19 protein-coding genes are annotated in these 18,625 nt (G+C 50.6%); 15 read left to right on the top strand and 4 right to left on the bottom strand.

Features of this window, described 5'->3' with window-relative positions; all coding sequences use genetic code 11:
* Positions 1-105: 105 nt before the first annotated feature.
* Positions 106-717 carry a hypothetical protein gene (locus tag BM412_RS15735; protein ID WP_091219694.1) on the top strand — a complete coding sequence of 204 codons (612 nt, stop codon included), beginning with the start codon at positions 106-108 and terminating at the stop codon, positions 715-717.
* Positions 718-851: 134 nt separating this feature from the next.
* Here BM412_RS15735 and BM412_RS15730 read toward each other — a convergent pair whose 3' ends face one another.
* The 4 genes from BM412_RS15730 to BM412_RS15715 form a co-directional block, all read right to left on the bottom strand.
* A complete protein-coding gene (locus BM412_RS15730; RefSeq protein WP_091219691.1) occupies positions 852-1,979 on the bottom strand; it encodes a Ger(x)C family spore germination protein in 1,128 nt (375 codons plus the stop codon).
* On the bottom strand, positions 1,976-3,046 hold the full coding sequence (locus BM412_RS15725) for a GerAB/ArcD/ProY family transporter (protein ID WP_091219689.1): 1,071 nt from the start codon (positions 3,044-3,046) through the stop codon (positions 1,976-1,978). Before BM412_RS15725 ends, BM412_RS15730 begins: the two co-directional genes overlap by 4 nt.
* A 6-nt stretch (positions 3,047-3,052) precedes the next feature.
* The gene (locus BM412_RS15720; protein WP_177245847.1) at positions 3,053-4,471 is read right to left on the bottom strand and encodes a spore germination protein; all 1,419 of its coding nucleotides are present in this window, start codon (positions 4,469-4,471) and stop codon (positions 3,053-3,055) included.
* A 219-nt stretch (positions 4,472-4,690) separates the two neighbouring features.
* Entirely contained in the window at positions 4,691-6,034 is a 1,344-nt protein-coding gene (locus BM412_RS15715) for an FAD-dependent oxidoreductase (RefSeq protein WP_091219684.1), read from the bottom strand.
* Between the two features lie 268 nt (positions 6,035-6,302).
* On the opposite strand from BM412_RS15715, the gene BM412_RS32525 reads away from it, so the two are divergent.
* The 14 genes from BM412_RS32525 to BM412_RS15645 all read left to right on the top strand — a co-directional run bounded on the left by BM412_RS32525 (position 6,303) and on the right by BM412_RS15645 (position 18,619).
* Positions 6,303-6,797, top strand: a complete 495-nt coding sequence (locus BM412_RS32525) for a hypothetical protein (protein ID WP_240548123.1) — start codon at positions 6,303-6,305, stop codon at positions 6,795-6,797.
* A gap of 151 nt (positions 6,798-6,948) precedes the next feature.
* Positions 6,949-7,287, top strand: a complete 339-nt coding sequence (locus BM412_RS15705) for a histidine triad nucleotide-binding protein (RefSeq protein ID WP_091219681.1) — start codon at positions 6,949-6,951, stop codon at positions 7,285-7,287.
* 119 nt (positions 7,288-7,406) lie between these two features.
* Entirely contained in the window at positions 7,407-7,580 is a 174-nt protein-coding gene (gene rpsU, locus BM412_RS15700; protein ID WP_090573672.1) for a 30S ribosomal protein S21, read from the top strand.
* Between the two features lie 15 nt (positions 7,581-7,595).
* On the top strand, positions 7,596-8,039 hold the full coding sequence (locus BM412_RS15695; RefSeq protein WP_091219679.1) for a GatB/YqeY domain-containing protein: 444 nt from the start codon (positions 7,596-7,598) through the stop codon (positions 8,037-8,039).
* A 142-nt stretch (positions 8,040-8,181) separates the two neighbouring features.
* Positions 8,182-9,528 carry an MATE family efflux transporter gene (locus BM412_RS15690; RefSeq protein WP_091219676.1) on the top strand — a complete coding sequence of 449 codons (1,347 nt, stop codon included), beginning with the start codon at positions 8,182-8,184 and terminating at the stop codon, positions 9,526-9,528.
* Positions 9,529-9,604: 76 nt separating this feature from the next.
* Entirely contained in the window at positions 9,605-10,981 is a 1,377-nt protein-coding gene (locus BM412_RS15685; RefSeq protein WP_256256327.1) for an NfeD family protein, read from the top strand.
* 18 nt (positions 10,982-10,999) lie between these two features.
* On the top strand, positions 11,000-11,995 hold the full coding sequence (gene floA, locus BM412_RS15680; protein ID WP_091219671.1) for a flotillin-like protein FloA: 996 nt from the start codon (positions 11,000-11,002) through the stop codon (positions 11,993-11,995).
* Positions 11,996-12,045: 50 nt separating this feature from the next.
* Positions 12,046-12,555, top strand: coding sequence for a hypothetical protein (locus tag BM412_RS15675; protein WP_091219668.1), 510 nt, complete (start codon positions 12,046-12,048; stop codon positions 12,553-12,555).
* Between the two features lie 161 nt (positions 12,556-12,716).
* Positions 12,717-12,995 (top strand): sporulation protein YqfC, encoded by a 279-nt coding sequence (gene yqfC, locus BM412_RS15670; RefSeq protein WP_091219666.1) that lies wholly within the window; start codon positions 12,717-12,719, stop codon positions 12,993-12,995.
* A 12-nt stretch (positions 12,996-13,007) separates the two neighbouring features.
* Positions 13,008-14,201, top strand: coding sequence for a sporulation protein YqfD (gene yqfD, locus BM412_RS15665; protein WP_091219663.1), 1,194 nt, complete (start codon positions 13,008-13,010; stop codon positions 14,199-14,201).
* Between the two features lie 6 nt (positions 14,202-14,207).
* Positions 14,208-15,179, top strand: a complete 972-nt coding sequence (locus BM412_RS15660) for a PhoH family protein (RefSeq protein WP_091219660.1) — start codon at positions 14,208-14,210, stop codon at positions 15,177-15,179.
* A 337-nt stretch (positions 15,180-15,516) separates the two neighbouring features.
* Positions 15,517-17,775, top strand: a complete 2,259-nt coding sequence (locus BM412_RS15655) for an HD family phosphohydrolase (protein ID WP_091219657.1) — start codon at positions 15,517-15,519, stop codon at positions 17,773-17,775.
* Entirely contained in the window at positions 17,772-18,269 is a 498-nt protein-coding gene (gene ybeY / locus BM412_RS15650; RefSeq protein ID WP_091219654.1) for an rRNA maturation RNase YbeY, read from the top strand. Before BM412_RS15655 ends, ybeY begins: the two co-directional genes overlap by 4 nt.
* A complete protein-coding gene (locus tag BM412_RS15645) occupies positions 18,269-18,619 on the top strand; it encodes a diacylglycerol kinase family protein (protein ID WP_091219651.1) in 351 nt (116 codons plus the stop codon). Before ybeY ends, BM412_RS15645 begins: the two co-directional genes overlap by 1 nt.
* Positions 18,620-18,625 lie beyond the last annotated feature (6 nt).

Raw genomic sequence — 18,625 nt, 5'->3', positions numbered from 1 at the left:
GGTTGCATTCGCGAGCGGAAAACGCTACCTTAATGGAGGGCCCTTACGGACAAACCAAGCGTAAGCGCCAATCCTAATATGAATTAACCTTTTGGAGGTAACACCGTGGAGGAGCACAAGCCAAAACGACCGATTTTCACGCCAGTTGTCCTTATTTTGCTAACATTCAGTTTAATCGGCAATGTGTTTCTATACAGTCGTACGATTCAACATGATAAGGATGTGCGGGTAAGCCGCGGGACGTCGATTCTGCAGTCCGGCAATGACGCCAAGCTTTATTTTGATCAAGTGACGGCCGGACTTGAGGATTTGCTGAAGCATCAGGATATCCCGACCCGGTTGGCAGCCAAGAGCTTGCTAATCGCTGCGTACAATAAGAGCTCTGCTGTCACGACCTTTATCAAAGAAGCGGAGACCTCAAGCGGAACTCCATTCCCTGTGACGAAACGCAATGCGGCTACATTCCTGGAGCAATCGGAGAAATCGCTGCAGACGCTTGGCAATCACACAGGTCCGCTGACTGATGATGAACGCATCTATTTGAAATCATTATTGGCCGTCAATCAAGCCTGCGCGGCGGAGATGGCCACCTTCAAGCATGATACGATTTCCGAGACGACCTCGCTCACGATCCTTGTCGATGAAGCGTGGGTCAATTCCGGGAAGAAGCTGGTGGAATTTATGAACAAGCCGGCGAATGTTATGTTTGGCAAGTAATCAAATGCAAAAAGGCTGTTCTCCAAGTGCGACAACGCATCGAGGAAACAGCCTTTTTCAATGTTCAAATTTTATTTTCCAATTCATTAATCTCTCAATTCTTCAAATTCTCAATTCTTCAAATTCTCAATTCCTCAATTCTTAATGCCCTTCGAAATAATCTCAACATCAACCTTCGTCTGAAAATCGGTTTTCGAATAAACAGCCTCCCAATCGACCGATTTCCAATAGGCAGGATGGAAAGCAATCAAATCGCGGCCGATGCCAAGCGCATCCGAATTCGCGCGGCGAAGCACCTTCGTAACCTGCTCGGCTTCAGCAGTGAGCATGGCGGAGAGACGTTTGTTTAAGTCGGCAATGACCTTCTTATCGGCGAGATCGTCCTTTCCATATTCAATGACGGAAGCTTTAAGCGACAAATTCAACTGTACGGTCACGTTTCCTTTGGCATTAACAGAGACATGTTTGGAGCGCTTTAACTTGACGATATCGAAGGAGATGTACGATATGAAATCACCGGGCGAATGCTTCTCCCCATCTTCAAAGTTTCGGGTCATGATACAGATGCCTTCAAGCTTGTCGCTCAGCAGCAATAACATCATAGATTGGTTCTCATTCAAGTGATATCCGGTATACTTGCGATTATTCATCAGCGCGACACCATCGATTTCTGCGCGGCTTCCGACTTTTTTCATGATGGGCAGAACCGAATCTTGCCCCGGATCGAAGAAGATGGGAAAGACGGAATGCAGGGTCACATCCGGAATCGCAGTTTCATAACGAGCGCTGATGATGAGTTTTCTCAGATACTCACCGGCCGTAGCCGACCCGAATCGCTCCAATCGAATCAAATCGCTGGCTTTGCCCTGAACGATCGCAACCATGGATAACATGGGATCGGCAGAGCTTCGGAATGTAGCATCGAGCAGAGCGGCCATGTCTTGTCGTGCGAGCTTATCGCTGATCAGCATCACTTGATTCTTGGAGGTGGCGACGGGGCCGGCTAATTGCACGCCGATTTTCTTATATAAGGATTCCTCCATCGTAGCGCCTGAGGCGGATATAACTTCATGAGTCGGAGCCGAACGCTCCTTTCCCCCCGGAGATTGAATCGTTACGGTCGTCACAATCTCGTTCTTATCGTTCAAATCCAGCGAAGTGGCGTAGATAAGCTGTAAGTTCTTTAATTCGTTGTGATAGCTGCACCCCGAAACCGTCAGCACGATGAGCATCCACGTCAAAAGCAGAACAGTTCGCTTCATGCGGCCTGACCTTCCTTTTTACCCGTTATCCACGCAATGAGCAGCAGGGCAACCGGGAATCCGAGTACGAAATAGGCTCCGAATTCAATCATTTTCGTTAAGTGCGCAATCCCGGTGTCCGACCTCCAGAACAAACCTGCGATGCAGATGAGCGGCGTCATGTAGTAGATGGCGATTTTCTGTTTATTGCGATGAAACAGGTGACCAAGCCCTTTGCCGGTCGCATACACATAACTCGTTAATGTCGCCGTGACTTTGACCAGCCATAAGGACAGAAACAACAGATCGAGCCGCTCTACGAATGGCAGCGAGATTCCATTCATGTAAAAGGGCACCGGCTGCGGAACGCGTACCAACGCTTCAGGGCTAAAGTTAAAGGAGCAGATGAGCACAACGATGAGGTAGAAAAATGTAGCTGACCCGTTCGCCCATAACATGGGAGCGACTAAGCTTTTCCCATTCTGCTTGACATCCGAGCTGATGACCAGCAGAAGCTCAAAGCCGAGAAAAGAGATGACGGAGCTTTTCATTCCCAGCAAAACGGCACTCCAGCCGCTATCTCCGATTGGCAGCAAGTAGCGGTAATCGAAGTTATCATGGCCGAAGCACAACAAGGCGAGCATGAGAATGAGGATGAACGAAATCAAAGTATGGTATCTGGCGATAATTTTGGCGCTTTCTTTGGCGAAGTAGAGGAGGATGACGCCATTGACTATAATGACAAGCCATGGATTGGAGAAAGGGAGAATCCACAGTTCAACGAACACCATTTCCAGAAGAATGATCAGTGTGGAGGTCATCGCAAAATAAACGACATAGGCGAAGGTAACCAGGCTGCCAATCCATTTTCCAAGCAGAAGCGGCGCAAATTCAAATATGTTTTTCTCTGGGAAGCGGGCGCACAGCGCTATATAACATAGCAGCAGAAGCTGTATGACACCGCCTGCCAAGATCACGGATATCCAACCATCCCGACCGGCTGCAAGGTGCAGCGCATAAGGGAAAGCAAGCACGCCAATCCCAACCTGCGTTTGTAAAATAAATCCGAACAATTGAAAGCGCGACATGCGGGTTCACTCCTGCTTGGACGTCTTTTTGCCAAACATCCGCACTGGCAGCTGAATTAGCGCGGGCAGCAGACGCCGGGGCTCTAATGGTGCAAACGGATAGAAATAAGGGACGCCAAAGGATTCGAGTTTCGTAAGATGCATGAATAACAGGCTGAAGCTAAGCGCGATACCGACAAATCCGAGCATTGCGGAAGCAAACATAACCGGAATGCTGACCAGCCGCAGGGCGAGCCTCATTTCTTGGGAAGGCAAACTGAAAGAGGCTACCGCAGTCAGTGCGATGACGACGATCATCGTCGTGGATACCAAGTTTGCGTTAACTACTTCCGTGCCGATAACCAAACCGCCGACGATCGACAGCGTGGAGGCAATCGATTTCGGCAGACGGAGCGCTGCTTCTCGGAGCAGCTCCAGCACGATGATCATGAATAACGCTTCGATTAACGGATCGAACGGAATATTCTCAAGCGATGCCTTAAGCGAAAACACGAGATCAATCGGCAGTACTTCGAAGTGATTGGATACGATCGCAATATAGATGGATGGCAATGCGACAGTCAGTATCATGCTAATGTAGCGAAGAAATCGGAAGAACGTCCCATTCCACCATCTCGACACGTAATCGTCCGGTACTTGAAAAAACATGAAGAAGGTAACCGGCAGTATGACCGCCATCGCATTGCCGTCAATCAGCACCACGACCCTGCCATCCATTAAATGAGACACCGTGGTATCCGGGCGTTCGGAGAAAATGGTTTGCGGAAAGAACGACAAAGTGCTGCTCTCCAGCAACTCCGTTATCTGACCGGCAGATTTAACGAAATCAACGGAAATCCCGGCAATTTTGGCTGCGATTTGCTCCACCACGTTGGGATCGGCCATTTCTTGCAGGTACAGGAGCGAGACGCTCAACGAGCTTTTCGCACCGAGTACGTAATTCCGTTCCACAAGATCTGCCGCTGTTAGCCGCTTTCGGATGAGCTGGGAGTTGGTCGCCAAATCATCGACAAAACCATCGTGAGAGCCTCGAATCGTTTGTTCGTTCTGCGGTTCGGCAGCATGGTCGGTTAACTGGATGCTGACGTCTGCCAGCATGATCTCGTTGCTTTGATCCAACATAATCGCGCATTTGCCCTGCTTCATCCCCTCGGCAGCGGAATGGAAGTCGGTTACGCGTTTCAGATCCAATATAGGAAGCACGTCTTCAAGACGAGTCTCAGTCGCGCGCTGAAGGGGGCTTAGTACGCTGTTTTGCAGACGTTCCCGGTCTGTGTATGCAATATGGTATAGGATGCAGCCTTTGATTTCCTGCAGCCGAAATTCTCTGCCGTAAATATCGCCCGGCGCATTGAAAACATCGGTTAAGCCGCGAATATTCGACTCCAAGTCAGCGGAAGTCGGCAAAGCAACATGATTAGCCACCGCCACTATCCCTCCACATAGCTCGATTAATCGATTTGAGTATGCACCATTATTGGTGTTTTCATCCAAAACCAGAAGGGCATCCCAGTGAAACTGAACCGAGTAATCCTGCCGCCATAACAAAAAAGCCGAGAACCGAATAACCGGTTCCCAGCTCCTTGCGATTACTGTCAGCCACATATCTATCCTATGGCCTACAGGTACCGCCTGTACGCCGTTCTACAGCTCAACGGCATGTCTTCTCGGCTTCGTTGCGTGCTCCTGCGATAATTCCTCTGCAAACCGCTCCGCTACGCGTCGACCGCTTGAGAAAGCGCGTTCGGCCAGCTCGCCTTTCCCTTCGCAGCCATCGCCGCAGAAGTAGAAGGGCATGCTCTCAATCCGGTTAGGCACGAGTCGGTTGCTCGCAATGTTCTTCACGCTCTGAACCATTGCTTTCTTCGATACCCGTTTCACGGCTACGGCATCCCGCCAGTTCGGATAATGGCGGTCGAATAAGGCTTCCATCTGCTGCGTGCGTTCTTCCAAGTAGGCTTTGCGATCTTCATCGCTGCTGCTCTCATCGCTTAGGTAGGCGATACCTTGCAGCAGCTGCCCGCCTTCCGGCACTAAGGTGTGGTCGGTGGCCGATACATCCGAAATAAACAGCTTATGGTTCATATCGCTGATATAACTGAAAGGCCTCGCTACAACATGGTTCAGCCCAATGTCATAGACCATGACTTCGGTTGCCGTATTTTGCTCATACGGTGCCAAGAAGGGTTCCCAAGGCGTCCCACGCAGCAGTTTGACGACCTGCTGAATAGGCATCGCGAATATGACGCGATCGAAAGTTTCTTCTCGCGCTTTAGTACTCAGCACGTATTTGCCCTGCTCATAGCGGATGCCGTCAACGCCTTCCTGAAGCGCGATCGTCCAGCGCCCGGACGCATTGATTTTGTCGCGCAGCTGATTCGTAATGACCGCCCAACTGCCCAGCACATAGTTCACGGGACGGTGGGATAGAAACAAATTATGATAATAATCGCTGATAACGGTACCCGGCACACGGCGTGCATCCTCAGGCGTAATGAAGAAATTGCTGCACACCAGATGCTCCCACAGTTCCTTCACATCCTCTGCGGCACCTGATTCCGCTAAATAATCGCCAAGCGTTGCGTAGTGCTTGATTTGGTGAATGTTCGCCATGATGGCCGTAATCTCACCGACGAATCTGACTTTCTGCATGGCTGTTAATAAATCGGTTTTGACCAGATTAACAAAATCCAGCGGAGCAGGCGTCAGATGCTCGCCTTTCTCATACATCACTTTGCGTTTGTCCACCTGTTTGCTGCTGAAATCCAAATTCAGCTCGCGTTCCATGACCGACAAGGTATGCCGGTCCAATCCGTAAATGGCATGTGCCCCGTAGTTTAGCGTGAAGCCGGCCTTCTCATACGTGAATGCACGTCCGCCAAGCTGCGGACTTCGCTCGAATAGAACTCCTGTGACGCCGGGCTGCTCTGACAAGTATGCGGCAGCGGTCAATCCCGCAAGTCCGCCACCGATAATGGCAACATTCATTTCCGATCTCCTCCTAGTGACAAGCAGCCGGGTTCTTGCTGCAAGCTCTGCAGCGTGACGAGCAGCTCGTCCAATCCTTCCTCGGCAACTTATGTCCTTGTACATTATACGCCGCATGTTTAAGGCCAATCTATCTCATTTCTGACTGATAGACTTGCCGATTCGGCATCGGTTTTCCAGGGGACAAAAGCCCATTTTTCGATCGCGAAGGCGCCATTTGCCTACGGGCGAATATCATGGTAGGAGAATGAAGGAGGTCATGAATCGCATGGAAAAGAAGGTTTCAACGTCGCCCGTTGGCAAAACGGCTAACCAGCCGATGTCAAACAAATCGATGCCTAACAAGTCGATGCCTAATAAATCTATGCCAAACAAATCGATGCCTAATATGCCGATGCCTAATCAGCCTATGCCCAAGCAGTCAACGGCTGTAATGCCGGCAAAACACGACAATAAACCGATGGAAAAGCATGAAATGAAAAAAATGTGTCAAGATCATATGCACCGTTATGTATTTGTGCAGACACATGACGGCTGGTGCTGCGATGGTATCGTTGAGCATATCGACGACGAGTGCGTCTGCATTGCCGTTCCTTATTGCGGACCGCATATGGATCGTGCATTCTTCCCAGGTGGAGGAGGATTCTTTCCCGGTGGCGGTTTCTTCCCGGGAGGCGGATTCTTCCCGCGCCGCCGATTTGTTCGACAAGTGTTTCCGCTTGGCGCGCTGATTGGCTTGTCGCTTCTTCCCTATTATTGGTAATCGCGATTGCTTATCCGTTTCGGTTAGAGCCGGCGTTCTAAGGGGTGCTGGCTCTTTGCATGTTCAACAGCTGTCATTCTGAATTGGACTTGCCCTTTATTTTTCGCTATGATGAACGAAGAATTGTAAACTCGTGAAAAGGAGCAGAGTCATGGACTGTATATTTTGCAAGATTATAGAAGGAGCTATTCCTTCGAACAAAGTGTTCGAGAATGAGCGCGTACTCGCTTTCCACGACATACAGCCGCAAGCACCCGTACATACACTGATTATTCCGAAGAAACATATTCCGACGATGAATGATGTAACGGAAGAAGATGATGCCGTTATGGCGGAATTATTCGCCGTTGCACGTCAGCTCGCGAAGGAGCTCGGAGTTGCTGAAACAGGTTACAGGCTTGTCAATAACTGTAACGGCGACAGCGGACAAATCGTGTTTCACCTGCATCTTCACCTGCTCGGAGGAGAGAAATTAAAGCCTCTGGGGTAAGTGTATAAAAATAGCATAGCCTTTCAAGTTGACACTGCCTTTCCTTATAACATATAATTTAGTTTGATGAACCGTGTTAACTTTTACTGGACGGTCTGATTCGGAGGGAGGGAAAACTGGTGTCTGAAACAAAAGTTCGCAAAAACGAGACGATCGATGCTGCACTCCGCCGCTTCAAACGTACCATCGCAAAGGATGGCGTATTGGCCGAGGTGAAGAAACGCAAGCATTATGAGAAGCCTAGTGTCAAGCGTAAGTTGAAGTCCGAGGCTGCGCGTAAGAGAAAGTTTTAGGAGGATCCTTCCACAATGAACCTTAGCGAACGATTAAACGACGATATGAAGCAAGCGATGAAGAGTCAGGATAAATTCAAGCTCACTACAATTCGAATGATACGAGCATCTATCAAGAATTTGGAGATCGACTTGAAACGTCCACTCGAAGACGCGGAAGTGCTTGATATCTTAAGTCGTGAGATCAAACAACGTAAAGATTCCCTCCAAGAATTTCAGAAAGCCGGCCGCGACGATCTCACGAAAGATGTCGCAGCAGAAATTGAAATTATTAGTGTATACCTGCCTCAGCAGCTGACCGAAGAAGAGATCAAGTTGATTGTTCAGCAGACCATCCAGGAAACCGGTGCTTCTTCCAAAGCCGAGATGGGGAAAGTCATGAGCGCACTTTTGCCTAAAACAAAAGGGCGGGCTGATGGTAAACTAGTAAACACATTTGTGCAGCAATTTCTGCAATAAACATAGGCTGACAGCCAAACACTCCCCGTAAGGGGAGTGTTTTTTCGTTATATCTGCGCTTACTCCAATCAAGACCTATTGACCAATTGCCCAAAGTAGCCCAAAATTGAGGCTAACCTATAGAAACGAGGCATATTGCAGCATGTTGCGTAACTGGAAAGAAATTCTATTGTTAGCTATTCCATCGCTTGTCTCCTTTGCTAGTATGACGATGACCGGTACCATTAACTTGATTTTGGTCGGACAACTTGGCGCACTCATCATTGCCATTGTAGGCGTGTCCAACATCATCATGTATAACGCTTTCGCACTGTTTTCCGGTATCGGGCACACCGTCAATTATTTAGTCGCGCAGAATCACGGCGCAGGTGATATGAAGAAAGGCATTCAGCGTACGTACATCGCGATGTACATGTGTCTCATCTTTGCATTGCTGATTGCCGTAGTCGGTTGGGTCGGAGCAGACGATATTTTGCGCTGGACCGGAGGATCCAAGGAACTGGTTGAAACCGGCGACTTCTATCTGGAGCTGAGGTTCTATGCCATGTCCTTCGGTATTGTCAATTTCGCGTTCCATGGTTTTCTGCGCGGAATAGGCGCTACCAAATTGTCGATGGTTGTATCGCTTCTCGTCAACGTGCCGATTATTTATCTTACGTACACGCTGACCTTCGGTCACTGGGGAATGCCTGATCTCGGATTGACGGGAGCCGGAATTGCCATATTAATCGGTGAAGGTTTGCAAACGCTTATATGTGTCTTCATCTTCTTCATCGTGCTTCACAAGAAATATCACACCCGCAGTCGTATTGCCTTCGCCATCCAGTGGGTGGAAATGAAGCTTCTTATGATCGAGAGCGGAAAGCTTGGTGTTCAAGAGTTTTCGCTAAGCATCTCGATGTACATCTTTACTGCATTCGTGGCGAGGCTCGGCGATCATGCGCTGGCTGCCAACGAAGTCGCATTAAGCATTATGTCCTTTGGTTTCATGCCTGCATTTGCTTTCGGTTCGACCGCGACCATTCTTGTCGGTCAGCATGTTGGCAAAGGCACACCGCTCAAGGGACGCCGCGTCGGTACCGATACCGCGATTTTAGGCTCGATCTTTCTTATTTTGCTCGGTACGGTCGAATTTATTTTCGCCAAACAAATTACCCATCTCTACACGAATGATCCCGAGGTTTATAAGCTTGCAGCTTATTTGATTCAAGTATCTGCATTCCTGCAAATCTTCGATGGACTTCTGAACTTCTATGCCGGCGGCCTTCGCGGAATCGGCGACACCACATTCCTGCTTCGCGTTTCCTTCGTCGTAAGTTGGTTTATATTCGTACCGCTTGCTTATGTGTTCATCTTCGTCTTTCATTGGGGCAGTATGGGAGCGTGGCTTGCGCTCTACGCATTCCTCATGGTGTTCGGCATAGCCGTGATGGTGAGGTTCTATCGAACCGATTGGACCGCAGTTCGTCTGAAGGAAGCGAGCCACTAATATCTGAAACGAATTGGTGTCATGTACGTAACATTAACTTAGGTTAAAGCTTGTTAATGTACAAGGAGGGACTGGCGTGCAGCAAGCCCATAGGTGGAGATTGAAAATGGTGCTGCCTGCTCTGATGGCGCTGCTTTATATGTTGGCGATGGCGATCCCGGCCTTTGCCGCAGCGGGTGACTCAGACAGCGCATCGGTAGGCTCGACCGTCTACGTCGTGAAAGTGAAGCAGTCCGTTGAATCCGGATTGCAGAAAACACTGGAGCGGGCTTATCAAGAAGCTGAAGATGCTAAGGCTAAACACATGCTGCTCGTTCTCAATACACTTGGAGGGCGGCTGGACAGCGCTCTCGAGATCGGAGAACTCATCAGGACGAGTAAGGTGCCGACAACGGTATATGTGCAAGGGAAAGCCGTTTCGGCAGGGACATACATTGCACTTAACGCAGACCAGATTATCATGCAGCCCGGCAGTACGATCGGTGCGGCAGCGGTTGTGGATGAATCCGGCGAGTTAGTCACGAATCCGAAGACGCTTTCCTTCTGGACGGAAGAGATGAAAGCGGCAGCACTGCTGAACGACCGCGATCCTAATATTGCGGCAGCCATGGTGAATCCGAATCTGGAGCTTGAATTGAGCTCGCTTGGGCGCACGAAAGCCAAAGGCGATATTCTAACGCTATCAGCCGGAGACGCGCTGAAAGTAGGCTATGCGGAGCATACGGCGGCAACGGTTGACGATGCGCTGGCGAAGCTGAATCTGCCGCAGCCGAACATTGTCAATTATGAGGCTGGTGTGCTTGAGCGGATCGGACAGTTCTTGACCCTTCCGATCGTCATGACGCTGCTGCTGATCATTGGAATAGCGGGCGTTACGATTGAACTTATGATGCCGGGGTTCGGTGCTCCGGGAATCATTGGCGTACTTGGCTTCGGCTTGTATTTCTTTGGCCATTACATCGTCGGCTTTGCGGGACTTGAGGATGTCATCCTGTTTATAATCGGGATCTTGCTGCTTGTCTCGGAGCTGTTCGTACCAAGCTTCGGCATACTGGGCATACTTGGTTCCATATCGTTAATTGCGAGCGTGCTGATGGCAGCGCCGAATCCGAAGTCAGCCGGTTTATCACTCATCGTGGCTGTCATCGTCGCAGGTGTTATCGTGTATATCATCGCCAAACGTTTTGCACATCGGGGGATATGGAATAAATTCATTCTTCGCGACCAGCTGACGACGGCCGAGGGGTATGTCTCTACGGCAAGCAAAGCATCTTATCTGGGTATGAATGGAAAGACGCTCACGCCGCTGCGGCCTGCAGGAACCATTCGCATTGGCGATAGTCGGATTGATGTTGTCACATCGGGTGAATTCATTCCATCCGGGGCTGACGTAACGGTCATTAAAGTCGAAGGTGCGCGAGTCGTCGTTGCCCAGCTTGACGAGAAGAACTAAATAATAGGAGGGGTTTACATGACATTAGATCCAACAGTAACGATTGTGATTATTGTAGTGCTAGCGGTCATCGCATTATCCGTATTTCTAACCTTCTTCCCCATTATGCTCTGGATCTCAGCACTTGCTTCCGGAGTGCGAGTCGGGATCATTACGCTCGTTGCGATGCGCTTGCGCCGCGTTGTTCCCAGCCGAATCGTCAATCCGTTGATTAAAGCAACGAAGGCCGGTCTTGGGCTGACGATCAATCAGCTGGAGAGTCACTTCCTTGCGGGCGGGAACGTTGACCGTGTTGTCAACTCCTTGATTGCCGCGCAACGTGCGAACATCGAGCTTGAATTTGAACGTGCTGCGGCCATTGACCTCGCAGGTCGTGATGTATTGCAAGCTGTTCAAATGAGCGTTAACCCGCGCGTTATTGAGACGCCAACCGTTGCGGCTGTTGCGAAGAACGGGATCGAAGTAAAGGTTAAAGCACGCGTTACGGTGCGCGCAAATATTGAACGTCTCGTCGGCGGTGCCGGTGAAGAAACAATCATTGCCCGTGTCGGCGAAGGGATTGTAACGACAGTCGGTTCCTCGGATTCGCATAAGGATGTCCTGGAGAATCCGGATTTGATTTCGCGTACCGTACTTGGGAAAGGTCTTGATGCCGGAACGGCATTTGAGATCTTGTCCATCGATATCGCGGACGTGGATGTAGGCAAGAATATCGGTGCACATTTGCAAACGGAGCAAGCCGAAGCGGACAAACGCATCGCACAGGCGAAAGCCGAGGAGCGCAGAGCGATGGCCGTTGCGCACGAACAGGAAATGAAAGCTCGCGTAGTAGAGATGCGCGCGCTCGTTGTGGAATCCGAGTCTCAAGTGCCGCTGGCTATGGCGGAAGCGCTCAAGCAAGGCAAGATCGGCGTGCTCGATTATATGAATTTCAAGAACATCGAAGCCGATACCAGCATGCGTAACTCCATTGGCAAAACCGACTCGTCGGCGCCGGATAAAGAAGAACGTTAATCGCTGACCCATACTTGAGATGACAACGATAATCTGAAGGGGGTGAGCGTTTGAACGAGCTGATCAAGCTGTTGGTTTCCAACATCTACGTCGTCATCGTGCTCATAGGTTTCTTGCTTACGCTCCTCAACAAAATGAGGAGCAAGCCGGGCAATCCGAGCAATCCAACCAATCGGATGCCCTCTTTCGGAGGAGAGCCTCCTATAAGACGGCCCGGTGCGCCTCCAATCGATGCGCGTCCTGAACAGCCGCAGAGAAGGCAAGTCCAACAGCGGCCTGTAGAGCTGCCTCCGGAGCCGCGACAAGGCGTGTATAAGTCGAAATTCGATTCGACCGGTGAAGAAGGCGTTAGCGCAGAGTATGCGGACACGGATCTGTTGCGGAGGACCGTGCCGCCGGTTCGCGGGAATGACAGGGCGCCGCTTCCCAAAGCTGCACACTTAGAGCAGCCGAAGCAAGCCGAGAGTTTCCGCGTTCCGCAGGGCGATGAGCTGCGCCGTGCATTTATTTTGGCGGAAGTGCTCGGTGAACCGCGTTCGAAGCGGCCGCTGCGCAAGTAATGGAATCGATGGCAAATGGCTGTATGGAACCGAATGAAGCAGAACCGACCCGATTGGGTCGGTTTTTTTGCGTTTGATCGGCATGCAAAGTCCCATATTCCTCATATTTGGGGCCGCTCTCGCATAATTTGGTACAGTACGGGAAGGGGGCTTCTGCCTGCATGCGCCGATTAAATCGCAAACTGCGCAAGATGGCTGCGGATCTGCTGGATCTGCCGCCGGATGTCGTAATGGATTTGCCACGATTAACGATGATCGGCGACCGCCAATTATACATCGAGAATCACCGCGGCGTACTGCATTTCTCCAGCGACAAGCTGCGGCTTGCGCTCAGCAAAGGAGAATTGGAAGTGACGGGCAGCGACCTGGTTATTCGTACGATTTGGACAGAAGAAGTGTTCATAGAAGGAGTTATTAAACATATCGAAGTGCGAGAATAGGGGGCAATTGTAATGAATGCGACATGGATGCAGTGGCTCCGCGGTTTTGTATCAATTCGTGTGCGCGGCGGTGCGATAGAAAAGCTGGTGAACGCTGCGCTCGCGAAAGGGCTGCAATTGTGGTCGATTCGCCATACAAACGATCGCGAGCTTGTTTGCTATCTGCAGGTCAATGACTTTTTCCGGCTTCGCCCGATTCTAAAAGAGACAGGCTGTCGCATTCACGTCACCTCCAGACAAGGATTGCCGTTCTGGCTGCTGCGTGTGCGGAGACGCGTTTTTTTTGCGGCGGGGCTCGTCCTTTTCTTCGTTGGGATGTACTTGCTCTCTTCGCTCGTTTGGTCCATTGATGTAAAGGGGAACAACCGGTTATCGGAAGAGCAGATTCTTCAGGTGGCCAAGCAGGAGGGGCTGTATCCGTTTCAATGGTCATTTCGGCTTGATGATGCCTCCGTATTGTCCAAGCGTCTCGCCCAGCAGCTGCCCGGAGCGGCTTGGGTTGGCGTAGAGAAGCGGGGGACCCGCATCACGATCCAAGTGGTGGAGTCTTCGGTTGCAACGCCTAAAATCCCTCAGAACCCGCGCCATCTCGTTGCGTCGACAGATGCCGTTGTCACCAAAATATTAGCTGAGACCGGGAAGCCGGTCGTCAAACGTAATATGCGGGTTAAGCAAGGAGACATCCTCATATCCGGCTTGCTGGGTGATGAGAATAATACGGCTGCCGTAGTCGCAAAAGGCGTCGTGAAGGGAGTCGTATGGCATGAGTACGATATCGTTTCTCCGCTCGAGCGGACGATGAAGGTCTATACAGGCGAGAAGAAGGTCATCTGGTATGCCGTCGTAGCCGGGAGAGCGCTTAAGGTGAGCGGGTTTGGCAAACCGCCTTATGCGATGTACGAGAGCATCAAGCAGGAGGAGAAGGCAGCCTGGCGGACGATGAAAATGCCGTTTGGAAGAATGAAAGAAACAATCATGGAAGTCCGAATGGAGCACCAGACCGTCGGCGTGGAAGAAGCGAAAGCGGAAGGCATTCAGCAGGCCAGAGCGGATTTAATAGCGAAGGTAGGGCCGGATGCAGAGGTGCTGGCGGAAAACATTTTGCATGAAAAGACGGAGAATGGTAAAGTTTATATGAAAGTGCTTTTTGAGGTGGATCAGTCGATTGCGATAGAGAGACCGTTAGTTCAGATGCAAGGGGATTGAGTATTTTTGCAAAATGAATTCAAAGTAGCCAAAATTCCACTTGCAAACGCAGCGGAAGGACTTGCGCTGCTAGGCCCGCAGGATAAATTCCTGCGCTTAGTCCAGCAGCAGACATCGGCGGACATTATGTCTCGCGATGCGGAGATTTCCATTTCAGGACCAACGTCCGAGGTGGATTCTATTGAACAGCTTTATACCGTTTTGCAGCAGCTTATAAGAGGCGGATACTCGCCGACAGAGCGCGACATCGCTTACGCCCTGGATCTTTCCAAGACAATGCAGGCCGAACAATTGCTAGACCTCTTCAAAGCGGAAATTACGACTACGTTTCGCGGTAAACCGATTCGGGTAAAAACGATTGGTCAACGCCATTACGTCAAAACGATCAAGAAGATGGATATCGTATTCGGTATCGGTCCGGCCGGTACGGGTAAAACGTATTTGGCAGTCGTGCTTGCCGTGGCGGCTCTGAAGGAAGGTTCAGTCAAACGGATCGTGCTGACCCGTCCTGCCGTTGAAGCAGGCGAGAATCTCGGATTCCTGCCGGGAGATTTGCAAGAGAAGGTTGATCCGTATCTGCGGCCGCTCTACGATGCGCTTCATGATGTGCTTGGTCCGGACCAAACGACCAAAGCATTCGAGCGAGGTCTCATTGAAGTGGCGCCGCTCGCCTATATGCGCGGACGGACGCTTGAGGATTCATTTATTATTTTGGACGAAGCACAGAACACGACTCCGGAGCAGATGAAAATGTTCCTGACGAGGCTCGGGTTCGGCTCCAAAATGGTCATTACCGGAGACGTCACCCAAATCGACCTGCCGCGCGGCAAGCGCTCAGGACTCATCGAAGCACAGCGCATCTTAGCCAACATCCCGGAAATCGGCTTTATCTTATTCACCGAACAGGACGTCGTACGACACAGTCTCGTCCAAAAAATCATAACAGCTTACAACATCGACGCAGAAGCACAGAGCTAAGGGTTTTGCAGTCGCTGGCATGAAAAGCGTGTCCGCCCGTCGGCGGACGAAAACGAGCCAACGTCGAAGTATGGTCGAAGACGGCCCAGGCGGCAGGCACGGTACATTCCGGGTCCAGGGACGGAGTCCTTGGGGTCCCCCTTAGGTAAGGGGGATTTAGGGGGATGTATCGGCATTGGAATTCAAGTGTTCTCTAAAGAATAATTCAGTACATATAGGGTCCAGGGACAGTGTCCATGGGGAACTCTAGCTGTAAGGGTTCCAGGGACATCGTCCCTGGATTTCTCCTTACGAAGGAGATCCAGGGGGATGTGTAGTTTCTAGGAGGATATCAACCATGGTAAATCAACAAGCCAACCCGGATGAGTCTAAGTCATCATCGTCCTCCGGATGGAGTGGATGGAAGCACAGCTCGGCTGTTCGCTGGGTATTGCTGCTTCTGTTTGTTTTGCTATTTTATTTCTCTCTTGCCCCACATGTGCTCCCCAAGACGTACAATATCGAGCTAGGCAAAGCCAGTGACCGCGACATTGAAGCGCCGGTGGACATTAAGGATGAGAAGGCGACGCTTCAGGCGCAGGAGCTTGCCGCCGATCGGGTGGAGCCGATTTATTCGATTGTTGCCCTCCGCAGCGAAGTGCTGCTGGAGCAGATTTTCGCTCGCATGGAGCAGTTGAATCAGGACGACCAAGTCACGTTGGAAAACAAGGTGTCCATTTATCGCAGCGAAATTCCGCGGTTGTATACGGATTACGTCGATCAATTTGTTCAGAATAACAAAGGGAATGGCACCTATAACGATACATTGCTGGACGAAATGGCAGAAGTAGTGAAATCCCAGGCTTATCGAATTCCTGAGGAAACCTATTATAAACTGCCTTCGCTCTCCGCGATCCAACTGAGCGATATGCATCTGGTTGGCGTGAATATTGTCCGCAAGCTGATGGGCGATTCGCTGCGAGAAGCGGAGACGGCAAGGACGAAAGTAGCGGAGCTCGTCAATGCGAGCACGCTTACCGAACGTAAAACAAGGGAGATCGTACAGGAGCTTGCCCGATACGCGATCATGCCGAATAAGTTTCTGGATACGCAGGCAACCAATGATGCGAAAGTCGCGGCGAAAGAAAATACCACTCCCGTCGTCGTGAAGCAAGGCGATATTATCGTCCATAAAGGCGAGATTATCTCAAAGGAGCTTTATGACCGGCTTTCCTCAATCGGTGTATTGAAAACGAAGAAGTCGTATTGGCCGCAGCTTGGATTGCTGCTGCTATCGGTTCTCTTTCTCATCGTGATCTACAGTTATCTGGAGCGCGCGGCCGGATTAAGCAGCGGATCGACGAATATGAAGTACAGCAACGCTCAGCTGTCGATGCTGCTCTTAATCTTCTTGCTCAACATTCTTGCCATGCACATCGTGGAATTGACACAAACGCAGGAAATGCCGTATGTCGGCTACTTAGCGCCTACTGCAATGGGCGCGATGCTGATTGTGCTGCTGCTGGACATTCAGCTGGCCGTCGTAAGCTCATTTCTTTTTGCCATTATGGGCAGTGTTATTTTCAATATGGAATCGGGCCAGCTGTTTGACTTTAATTATGGATTCACGACAGCTGTCATCTCGTTCGCCGCTATTTTTGCGATTCACCGCGCAAGCCAGCGTTCGACGATTCTGAAGGCCGGTATTATGGTCAGCTTGTTCGGCTCGGCCTCTGTTCTGGCCATTGTGCTGCTGGGCGAGCTGCCTCCCAAATCAGAAATCATCATGACGGTTGCTTTTGCGTTTGCGAGTGGGCTGTTGACGGCGATACTGGTAGTGGGCTTGATGCCGTTCTTTGAAGTAACGTTCGGCATTCTATCTGCCCTGAAGCTTGTGGAGTTGTCCAACCCGAACCATCCGCTGCTTCGCAAGCTCCTGACGGAAACGCCGGGCACCTATCATCACAGCGTGATGGTCGGCAATTTATCGGAAGCGGCTGCAGAGTCGATTGGAGCGAACGGTCTGTTATGCAGAGTAGGTTCGTTCTATCATGATATCGGGAAGACGAAGCGACCTAGTTATTTTATAGAAAATCAGACAAACTATGAAAATCCGCATGATTCCATTGAGCCTAAACTAAGTAAATCGATTATCATCGCCCATGCGCGCGACGGTGTGGAGATGCTTCGCAATCATAAGCTGCCGAAGCCGATTCGCGATATTGCCGAGCAGCACCATGGAACGACTTGTCTGAAATACTTTTATCACAAGGCTTACAAAATGGCTGAGGAAGCGGGCGTGGAGCCTGATTTTACAGAGGAAGACTTCAGGTATCCCGGGCCTAAAGCGCAGTCAAAGGAAGCGGCGATCGTCGGTATCGCGGATTGCGTGGAAGCGGCAGTACGCAGTCTGAGAAGTCCAACCGTGGAGCAAGTAGAATCGATGATTCACAAGATTATTAAAAGCCGGCTGGACGACGACCAGTTCAATGAATGCGACTTGACGCTCAAAGAGCTGGAGAAGATCGCACAAACGTTGAAAGAAACGGTAATCGGGATTTTCCACTCGCGCATTGAATATCCGGAAGATGTTAAACAAAAGGAGCGTCTGGCATGAGCCTCAAGTTGGAATGGAGCAATGATCAAGAGAAAGTCGAAATTTCCGAATCCTTTATAGGGGTGCTGGAGCAGTTATTGCAGTTGGCTGCCGAAGCAGAGGGCATGACCGATGGGGAAGTCACGCTCTCGATTGTGGATGACGAAGAAATTCATCAATTGAACCGCGAATATCGCAATATCGATCGTCCTACAGACGTGCTGTCCTTTGCCATGCAGGAGGAAACAGACGAAGAGCTTGAAATCATCTACGAGGTGGACGATGAAAGCGAATCGGTGCCGTTTGAGGGGATGCTGGGCGACATTATTATTTCGGCCGAACGGGCTAAACTACAAAGTGAAGAATACGGCCATTCCTTGGAGCGTGAGCTCGGATTTCTGTTCGTGCATGGTTTCCTTCATTTGATCGGTTATGATCACCAGGATGAGGCGAGCGAAGCTGTGATGACCGAGAAACAGGAAGCCGTTCTCCGTCAAGCAGGACTTACGCGTTAATGAACCGGCTGCTGCGCAGCTTTTATTATGCCGGTTCGGGAATCCTATCGGCAGTTCGCACCCAAGCCAACATGAAAATTCATGTGGTTTGCGCAATCGTTGTTAATGCGGCGGGACTGGTGGTAGGATTGACTCGAATGGAATGGGTTGTCGTTATTGCGGCCCAAGCTGTCGTGATGGCAGCCGAACTGATGAATACGGCAGTTGAGCATGTCGTTGATCTGGCAAGTCCAAGCCGGCATCCGCTTGCCCAAGCTGCCAAGGATACGGCAGCCGGCGGTGTGCTGGTTGCTGCAATTGGGGCCGTTATTATCGGCCTGTTTGTATTTATTCCGCATCTGTGGCCTTAACGAGAG

The organism is Paenibacillus sp. BC26 (assembly GCF_900116125.1).
Classification (GTDB): Bacteria; Bacillota; Bacilli; order Paenibacillales; family Paenibacillaceae; genus Paenibacillus_Z; species Paenibacillus_Z lignilyticus.
This window is presented reverse-complemented; position numbering and strand designations above follow the sequence as displayed.

What these genes read in the sequence shown, in the direction of transcription:
- BM412_RS15705 (WP_091219681.1), top strand. Translation starts at nt 6,949, where the DNA reads ATGGACTGTATATTTTGCAAGATTATAGAAGGAGCTATTCCTTCGAAC.
- BM412_RS15725 (WP_091219689.1), bottom strand. Translation starts at nt 3,046, where the DNA reads ATGTCGCGCTTTCAATTGTTCGGATTTATTTTACAAACGCAGGTTGGG.
- BM412_RS15645 (WP_091219651.1), top strand. Translation starts at nt 18,269, where the DNA reads ATGAACCGGCTGCTGCGCAGCTTTTATTATGCCGGTTCGGGAATCCTA.
- yqfD (WP_091219663.1), top strand. Translation starts at nt 13,008, where the DNA reads ATGAATGCGACATGGATGCAGTGGCTCCGCGGTTTTGTATCAATTCGT.
- floA (WP_091219671.1), top strand. Translation starts at nt 11,000, where the DNA reads ATGACATTAGATCCAACAGTAACGATTGTGATTATTGTAGTGCTAGCG.
- BM412_RS15655 (WP_091219657.1), top strand. Translation starts at nt 15,517, where the DNA reads ATGGTAAATCAACAAGCCAACCCGGATGAGTCTAAGTCATCATCGTCC.
- BM412_RS15690 (WP_091219676.1), top strand. Translation starts at nt 8,182, where the DNA reads ATGTTGCGTAACTGGAAAGAAATTCTATTGTTAGCTATTCCATCGCTT.
- BM412_RS15730 (WP_091219691.1), bottom strand. Translation starts at nt 1,979, where the DNA reads ATGAAGCGAACTGTTCTGCTTTTGACGTGGATGCTCATCGTGCTGACG.
- BM412_RS32525 (WP_240548123.1), top strand. Translation starts at nt 6,303, where the DNA reads ATGGAAAAGAAGGTTTCAACGTCGCCCGTTGGCAAAACGGCTAACCAG.
- BM412_RS15695 (WP_091219679.1), top strand. Translation starts at nt 7,596, where the DNA reads ATGAACCTTAGCGAACGATTAAACGACGATATGAAGCAAGCGATGAAG.
- BM412_RS15715 (WP_091219684.1), bottom strand. Translation starts at nt 6,034, where the DNA reads ATGAATGTTGCCATTATCGGTGGCGGACTTGCGGGATTGACCGCTGCC.
- yqfC (WP_091219666.1), top strand. Translation starts at nt 12,717, where the DNA reads ATGCGCCGATTAAATCGCAAACTGCGCAAGATGGCTGCGGATCTGCTG.
- ybeY (WP_091219654.1), top strand. Translation starts at nt 17,772, where the DNA reads ATGAGCCTCAAGTTGGAATGGAGCAATGATCAAGAGAAAGTCGAAATT.